Annotated in this window: 1 protein-coding gene; it reads left to right on the top strand. The window is 48.0% G+C overall.

The window, feature by feature from the left end; all coding sequences use genetic code 11:
* Positions 1 to 250: E3 binding domain-containing protein (locus SB772_RS43875; protein WP_410839011.1), on the top strand; the 250-nt coding region annotated here is incomplete at both ends.

Below are 250 nucleotides of genomic sequence, written 5' to 3'. Positions count from 1 at the left end.
CCGTCCGTAAACTAGCGCGTCAGTTGGGTGTGGATATCACACAAGTGAATGGTTCAGCTCTAAATGATCGCATTCTAAAAGAGGACTTGTTTGCACATGTTAAAAACAGTCTAACCAAGCAGAAAGCGGCACCTGTGAGTGGCAATCCTGTTAGCTCAGGTCTACCGAAACTGCCTGACATGAGTAACGCTGAAATCTGGGGTGAGACAGAAACGCAAGACCTCAGCCGCTTGCAGAAAGTCTCGATACC

Origin of the sequence: Paraburkholderia sp. SIMBA_030, from assembly GCF_046535245.1 — a bacterium.
In the GTDB taxonomy this organism is placed as follows: Bacteria; Pseudomonadota; Gammaproteobacteria; order Burkholderiales; family Burkholderiaceae; genus Paraburkholderia.
The sequence above is the reverse complement of the archived record's forward strand: the minus strand, read 5'-3'. Positions and strand labels throughout refer to the sequence as shown.